This window comes from Pseudocitrobacter vendiensis (assembly GCF_943590815.1).
GTDB lineage: Bacteria > Pseudomonadota > Gammaproteobacteria > Enterobacterales > Enterobacteriaceae > Pseudocitrobacter > Pseudocitrobacter vendiensis.
On sequence record NZ_CALSBS010000059.1, the window covers coordinates 1 to 6,944 of the forward strand.

The window sequence follows — 6,944 nt, forward strand, 5'->3', positions numbered from 1 at the left end:
ACTGGGAGAGGGAGAAATCCACCACTTCTGGAAGCGTGCGCGCATTATTAAAATTCTACCTCTCCCTTCCCTTATATCGCTCCATTTGACGTGTATTCTCACTTCGCCTTAATGATGTAACGTATTGCCAATTTGGCAAAATGCGTTATGATGTTGCCAATTTGTCAACGGAGTTGATGAAGAATGCACCTGATAACACAAAAAGCATTGAAAGATGCGGCCGAAAAATTTCCGCAGCATGCAATGGAGATCCTTGCGCTGGGAAGGGTGGTTTCAAAAGGATACTTCAGGACGCCTGAGGCACTAAAGGGGCTTTTTCCCACTCTGGATAATTTTAAATATCTGGATAAACATTATGTTATCGACATTGGCCGGAACGAATTACGCGTTATTGTGATGATTTTTTTTGATTCACAGAAGTTCTATGTTCGGCATGTCTTCACGCATAAAGAGTACGATAGGTTTACAGCAGAGCATCGTGGAAGGGGAAAAAGATGATGGTCATTTCTGAAGTACTGAAGGCAGGTGAAAAGCTGACACAAGCCGCCCCTTTTTTGGCCGGCATCCAGAACGACGAGCAATATAGGGAAGCGCTCATGTTGATCGAACATCTGTTGCTTAACGATCCTGATAATCCACTCGTTGATCTGGTTTGCGCAAAAATCACGGCCTGGGAGACATCCGCACCAGAGTTTGCTGAATTTAATGCAAGGCTTGAAGCGACGCCTGCAGGCATTGCGGTAATACGTACGTTAATGGATCAGTACGAATTAACGTTATCCGATCTTCCAGAAATCGGCAGCAAATCAATGGTATCCCGGGTTCTCAACGGACAGCGAAAGCTAACTCTTGAACACGCGAAAAAGCTGGCGGCCCGTTTTGGTATTTCACCGGCGTTGTTCATTGATTAAGGTGCCGCTGCCTTAACATCACGCACATTCGGTTCCTCTCCCTGCGGGAGAGGTTGTCAAATCTCCAGCGCCAGCCGCGTTCCCTGCGCAATCGCCCGCCGCGCATCCAGCTCCATCGCCACATCGCAGCCGCCGATCAAATGCACGGTTTTCCCGCTTTCCGCCAGCGGTTGCGCCAAGGCGCGCTGCGGATCCTGTCCGGCGCAGATCACCACATGATCGACCTTTAACACCTGCGCTTCACCGCCAATCGTGATATGTAACCCATCGTCGTCTATCTTCTGGTAACTCACCGCCGGGATCATCTTCACGCCGCGCGCCAGCAGCGTTGCCCGGTGGATCCAGCCGGTGGTTTTGCCGAGCCCATCACCGGGTTTACTGGCTTTACGCTGGAGCATGACAATTTTTCGCGGGCTCTTCGGCAGCATCGCACCTTCCGGTCGCAGGCCGCCCGGCTGTTGCAGCGTGGTGTCGATGCCCCATTCCTGGCAAAACTCATCAATATTTTGACTGGTCGAAATGCCTGGCTGGCTTAAATACATCGCGGTATCAAAGCCAATGCCGCCGCAGCCGATAATCGCCACCGAATTTCCCACCGCAACTTTGTCACGCAGCACCTGGAGATAGGTCAGCACTTTGGGATGATCGATCCCGTCAATCGCGGGCATGCGTGGGACGATCCCGCAGGCGAGGATCGTTTCGTCAAATGCCTGCAGATGATCCGCCGTGACGAGATGATTCAGTTTGAGCGTTACGCCCGTGACGTCGATCATCCGGCGGTAGTAGCGCAGTGTTTCATAAAATTCTTCTTTGCCGGGGATCTGTTTGGCGATATTAAACTGCCCACCAATTTCGCTATGTGCATCAAATAGTGTGACCTGATGCCCGCGCGCGGCGGCGTTAATGGCAAACGCCAGCCCGGCCGGGCCCGCGCCGACGACGGCGAGGTTCTTCTTATTCAGCGCCGGAACGATCGGCATTTTTGTTTCGTGACAGGCGCGGGGGTTCACCAGGCAGGAGGTGACTTTGCCCATGAAGATCTGATCGAGACACGCCTGATTGCAGCCAATACAGGTGTTAATCTCATCGGCGCGGCCCGCCTGTGCTTTTGACAGCAATTCAGCATCAGCGAGGAACGGGCGCGCCATCGATACCATGTCGGCATCACCACGCGCCAGAATATCCTCTGCGACGCCGGGATCGTTGATGCGGTTGGTGGTCACCAGCGGGATCGAGACATGGCCTTTGAGCTTGCGGGTCACCCAACTGAATGCCCCGCGCGGCACCGGCGTAGCGATGGTAGGGATCCGCGCTTCGTGCCAGCCAATACCGGTATTAATGATCGTCGCTCCAGCTGCTTCAATGGCCTGCGCCAGTTGTACGGTCTCATCGAATGCGCCGCCGCCTTCCACCAGGTCCAGCATTGAGAGGCGAAATATGATAATGAAATCTTTCCCCACGCGTTCGCGTACCGCGCGAACCACTTCCACGGCAAAGCGCATCCGGCGCGGATAGTCGCCGCCCCATTCGTCATCGCGATGATTGGTACGCGCGGCCAGAAATTCGTTAATCAGGTAGCCTTCTGAACCCATCACTTCCACACCGTCATACCCGGCTTCCCGCGCCAGTTGCGCACAACGGGCGAAGTCGTCAATCAGCACGAGAATTTCGTCGTGCGTTAACGCATGCGGCGTAAAGCGGTTGATGGGGGCCTGAATGGCCGAGGGCGCCACCAGATGCGGCTGATAGCTGTAGCGCCCGGTGTGCAGGATTTGCAGGGCGATTTTGCCGCCTTCCTGATGAACGGCATCTGTCACCTGTCGATGATGCGGCAACTGGCTGGCGTCGCTCAGAACTGCGCCTCCTTCCATGCCGACACCGGAAAGCGCAGGGGCGACTCCGCCGGTGACAATCAGCGCTACGCCGTGACGTGCACGTTCGGCATAGAAAGCCGCCAGGCGCTCCGCGCCATCCGTATGTTCTTCCAGCCCGGTGTGCATCGAGCCCATCAGGACGCGGTTTTTTAGCGTGGTAAAGCCCAAATCCAGCGGGGCGAACAGCGACGGATAGCTCATAAGGTTGTCCAGTATGTAAAATTATTGTTATGTGGTCGGATGAGTTTAATTTAGCCGTCGGCGTAGAAAAGGGAAAAGGGGAATGCAGGGATTGTGATGGGATTCAAAGAACGCCCCCCACGAAAAGAGGGGGGGCGTGAGATTTACTGCTCTGTTGTGGCCTGTTGATCGACTCGTAATGACGCCAGCGCCTTGCGTGTGGCCTTCAGCACCAGCTCGCACTGTTCGATAGTCAGCGTAAGCGGTGGCTCTATGCGGATGGTTTTAGCATTGTTGAGCGTCCCGGCAACCAGCACGCGCTGGCGGAACATTTCACTCGCGAAGCTGTAGCCGATTTCGTTATCAACAAATTCAATCGCCATCAGCATCCCCTTACCGCGCGCTTCACGCACCAGGTCCGGGTATTCGCGCGCCAGGCTGCGGAAGCCGTCCAGCAACATATCGCCTTTTTGCTCCGCCTGTGCCGGAAGGTTCTCAGTCAACAGCACGTTGATGGTGGCGAGTGCAGCCGCACAGGCCAGCGGGTTGCCGCCAAAGGTGGTGGTATGCAGGAACGGATTATCGAACAGCACCGAAAAGACCTCTTCGGTGGCGATGGTCGCGCCGATGGGCATCACGCCGCCACCGAGTGCTTTCGCCAGGCACAGAATGTCCGGCTGAACGTTCTCGTGTTCGCAGGCAAACATTTTGCCCGTGCGCCCCATCCCGGTTTGCACTTCATCGAAGATCAGTAACGCGCCAAACTCGTCGCACAGCTTGCGTACTGCGGGCAGGTAACCCTGCGGTGGCAGGATCACGCCGCCTTCACCCTGGATAGGTTCCAGGATCACCGCCGCCACGTCGTCACCGGTTTTCTGGCATTCGGATAGCGCCAGACGCATGGCGTCGATGTTGCCAAACGGTACATGACGGAAGCCCGGCAGCAGCGGCATAAACGGCTTACGGAACGTGGATTTCGCCGTGGCCGAGAGTGCGCCAAGCGATTTCCCGTGGAACGCGCCGCTGGTGGCGATGAAGGTGAATTTACCCCGTGGTGATTGATACGCTTTGGCAAGCTTCAGCGCCGCTTCCACGGATTCGGTGCCACTGTTGCTGAAGAAACTGTACTTCAGTTTCCCCGGCGCCAGCGCGGCCAGCGTTTTTGCCAGCATCGCACGAAGCGGGTCGAGCAGCTCCTGGCTGTGTAGCGGTTGTTTGACGAGCTGATTCTGTACGGCGGAAACCACAACTGGATTACGGTGCCCCACGTTGAAAATGCCAAATCCACCCAGACAATCAATAAACTCCTGTCCCTGGGTGTCGACAAGCGTATTCAGGCTCCCCGCTTGCCACTCTACGGCTCCGTAATCCCCGCCGGCGGTCACAGATTTTCGATACTCCAGAAACCCCGGGTTTACATGCTCTTTAAAGTACTCTCTGACCTCCTGGTTTAGTGCTTTCATCTCCTCATGATCAAGCGTGCGCTTTTCAATGAGATTCAATGCGTGTGCGCTACAGGCCAAAGCCGATGCGCTGGAAGGTAATCTGTTCAAAATAAGCTCCCGGGGGTCACGTATCACACGATACTGAATTAAGTATTGCAGGGAATGCGCCACTTCGAAGCGGGCGCTGAAAATCGGGATAAACACCAGGGAGAAATGCAGTTGCACAATATTTAATCGTCCAGCGGCCTTGTTGCCGCAGGAGATAGAAAAATCTCATTTCGCCAGAATGGGGCGAGCTGCGCGAAAACGGGGCAGATCCTGCGCCATTTTGACGCGTAAGAGAATATATCCTCTAAAAATGCGAGCTGAATCGAGATTAACGAATAAAGCTCAGTCATCCGCCGCCGACATAACCTTTACACAATAAGCCTTATTACCGGCAAGGATACCTGCATGTCTTCACAACCCTGGGTTAGCCAGCATGAATACCCGCTGGATGAACAGACGACCTTAATGTCCACCTCCGATCTCAACAGCTATGTCACTCATGTGAACGATGCGTTTATTCAGGTGAGCGGCTACAGCCTCGAAGAGATTAGCGGTCAACCGCATAATCTGGTGCGCCATCCGGATATGCCGAAAGCGGCGTTTGCCGATATGTGGTACACCCTGAAACAGGGCGAGCCGTGGAGCGCAATTGTCAAAAACCGACGTAAAAATGGCGACCATTATTGGGTGCGCGCCAATGCGATTCCGATGGTGCGACAAGGGAAGGTGACTGGCTATATGTCGATTCGTACCCAGGCGACGCCAGAAGAAATCGCGGTCACGGAGCCGCTCTATCGTGCGCTCAAAGAGGGGCGGAGCCACAAGCGCCTGCACAAAGGTAGGGTGGTAAGTCAACGCTGGTGGGGCAAACTATCCGCGATGCCGCTACGCTGGCGCGTGCGGGCAATCATGATGTTTATTTTTGTGCTGTTAGCAGGTGCGTTATTGGCTACACATGCGTCGTGGATAGCCTTGGCCGTCGCGGCATTGCTGATGGTTTTCGCAACGATCCTTTTTGAAGTACAGGTAGTGCGTCCGGTAGAAAACGTCGCGCGTCAGGCATTAAGCGTGGCGACGGGCGGGAGAAACAGCGTGCAACATCTGAACCGCGGTGATGAGCTCGGGCTGATTTTGCGATCGGTCGGGCAACTGGGGCTTATCTGTCGCTGGTTGAAAAATGATGTCGCAAGCCAGGTCTCCAGCGTCAGTCAGGGAAGCGATACGCTCGCGAAGGGCAACGATGTGCTCAATGAACGTACCCGGCAAACGGTGGTTAACGTTCAGCAGACCGTAGCGACGATGAACGAGATGAATGCCTCTGTGCAAAGCAATTCGCAAACAGCGGCGGCGGCCGATAAGCTCTCAATTGCCGCCAGCGGCGCGGCGGAGCAGGGTGGGCAGGCAATGCAGGGCGTGGTCAGAACGATGGACGAAATTGCAGACAGCACGCAGCGGATTGGCTCAATCACCACGCTTATCAATGATATTGCCTTCCAGACCAATATTCTGGCGCTAAATGCGGCGGTCGAAGCCGCGCGGGCGGGCGATCAGGGGAAAGGCTTTGCGGTGGTCGCGGGAGAGGTACGCCAGTTGGCGAGCCGCAGCGCAACGGCGGCCAACGACATTCGTAAGCTGATTGAGGCCAGCGCCAGCAAAGTGCATTCCGGCGCCGATCAGGTTCACGCGGCGGGGCGGGTGATGAACGATATTCTGGCGCAGGTGCAGAATGTGACGCAGTTGATTGCGCAAATTAGTCAGTCGACCGCAGAACAGGCCAACGGGCTGTCGGACATTACCCGCGCGGTGGCGGAACTGGATGCGATCACCCAGAAAAACGCCGGGCTGGTTGCCGAAAGTGCCCATGTGTCGGCGATGGTAAAACATCGCGCCAGCCGGCTTCAGGACGCCGTCACGGTACTGCATTAATCAAGCTGTGAAATCTCCAGCGCCGCGCGGTCAATCACGCCCACAATCTGTTTTAGCTGCGCGTCGCTGATTTCGCTCTGGTTCACTTTCAGGTTCAGTACGGCCTTGAAGTTTTCCAGCGCGCGTTTCATTTGCGGATCTTTACGCAGTTCGTGGCCGACCATGCGGAGTTTCAGCTTCGCCTGAACCTGCTCCAGCACCTCTTTGTTTTCCACCAGCACATTACTGCCTTCCCCGGTAATGGCGATTTTTTTACGTCCACCGTCTTCTTCCTGGATGGTGATCAGCCCCTGATCCTGCAACAGATCGAGTGTCGGGTAGATTACGCCAGGGCTTGGGCTATAGTTGCCCTGGGTCATGTTTTCGATCTCTTTGATTAACTCGTAACCGTGGCTGGCGTTGCGGGAAAGGATATCCAGTACCACCAGACGCAGCTCGCCATGGCCGAAGAAACGCTGACGACGCCCGCCGCCAAAGCCGCCTCCACCGCCGTGACGACCTTCACCACGACCACCGCGGCATTCGCGCTCACCATGACATTCACGACCACCGCTGTGGGT

Annotated in this window: 6 protein-coding genes; 3 read left to right on the plus strand and 3 right to left on the minus strand. The window is 55.5% G+C overall.

Translation table 11 applies throughout. The annotated features are described in order from the left end of the window. Positions 1 to 183: 183 nt before the first annotated feature. A complete protein-coding gene (locus NMC31_RS25500) occupies positions 184 to 498 on the plus strand; it encodes a type II toxin-antitoxin system HigB family toxin (protein WP_149463928.1) in 315 nt (104 codons plus the stop codon). Continuing rightward, the gene (locus NMC31_RS25505; RefSeq protein ID WP_149463927.1) at positions 495 to 911 is read left to right on the plus strand and encodes a helix-turn-helix domain-containing protein; all 417 of its coding nucleotides are present in this window, start codon (positions 495 to 497) and stop codon (positions 909 to 911) included. The genes NMC31_RS25500 and NMC31_RS25505 overlap by 4 nt, the downstream gene beginning before the upstream one ends. Before the next feature lie 56 nt (positions 912 to 967). Here NMC31_RS25505 and NMC31_RS25510 read toward each other — a convergent pair whose 3' ends face one another. Together NMC31_RS25510 and ygjG are read right to left on the minus strand one after the other, a co-directional pair. Beyond that, positions 968 to 2,986: an NADPH-dependent 2,4-dienoyl-CoA reductase gene (locus tag NMC31_RS25510; protein ID WP_253899375.1), complete on the minus strand. Its 2,019-nt coding sequence runs from the start codon at positions 2,984 to 2,986 to the stop codon at positions 968 to 970. Between the two features lie 143 nt (positions 2,987 to 3,129). Beyond that, a complete protein-coding gene (ygjG, locus tag NMC31_RS25515; RefSeq protein WP_253899376.1) occupies positions 3,130 to 4,518 on the minus strand; it encodes a putrescine aminotransferase in 1,389 nt (462 codons plus the stop codon). Positions 4,519 to 4,863: 345 nt separating this feature from the next. Here ygjG and NMC31_RS25520 point away from each other — a divergent pair, with 345 nt between their 5' ends. Beyond that, positions 4,864 to 6,384: a methyl-accepting chemotaxis protein gene (locus NMC31_RS25520; RefSeq protein WP_253899377.1), complete on the plus strand. Its 1,521-nt coding sequence runs from the start codon at positions 4,864 to 4,866 to the stop codon at positions 6,382 to 6,384. On the opposite strand, the gene NMC31_RS25525 is transcribed toward NMC31_RS25520, so the two are convergent. Next, positions 6,381 to 6,944 (minus strand): PadR family transcriptional regulator (locus tag NMC31_RS25525; protein WP_253899378.1); only part of this gene is annotated, 564 nt, incomplete at its 5' end. The two genes, NMC31_RS25520 and NMC31_RS25525, sit on opposite strands and share 4 nt — an antisense overlap.

What these genes read in the sequence shown, in the direction of transcription:
- NMC31_RS25510 (WP_253899375.1), bottom strand. Translation starts at nt 2,986, where the DNA reads ATGAGCTATCCGTCGCTGTTCGCCCCGCTGGATTTGGGCTTTACCACG.
- NMC31_RS25500 (WP_149463928.1), top strand. Translation starts at nt 184, where the DNA reads ATGCACCTGATAACACAAAAAGCATTGAAAGATGCGGCCGAAAAATTT.
- NMC31_RS25505 (WP_149463927.1), top strand. Translation starts at nt 495, where the DNA reads ATGATGGTCATTTCTGAAGTACTGAAGGCAGGTGAAAAGCTGACACAA.
- NMC31_RS25520 (WP_253899377.1), top strand. Translation starts at nt 4,864, where the DNA reads ATGTCTTCACAACCCTGGGTTAGCCAGCATGAATACCCGCTGGATGAA.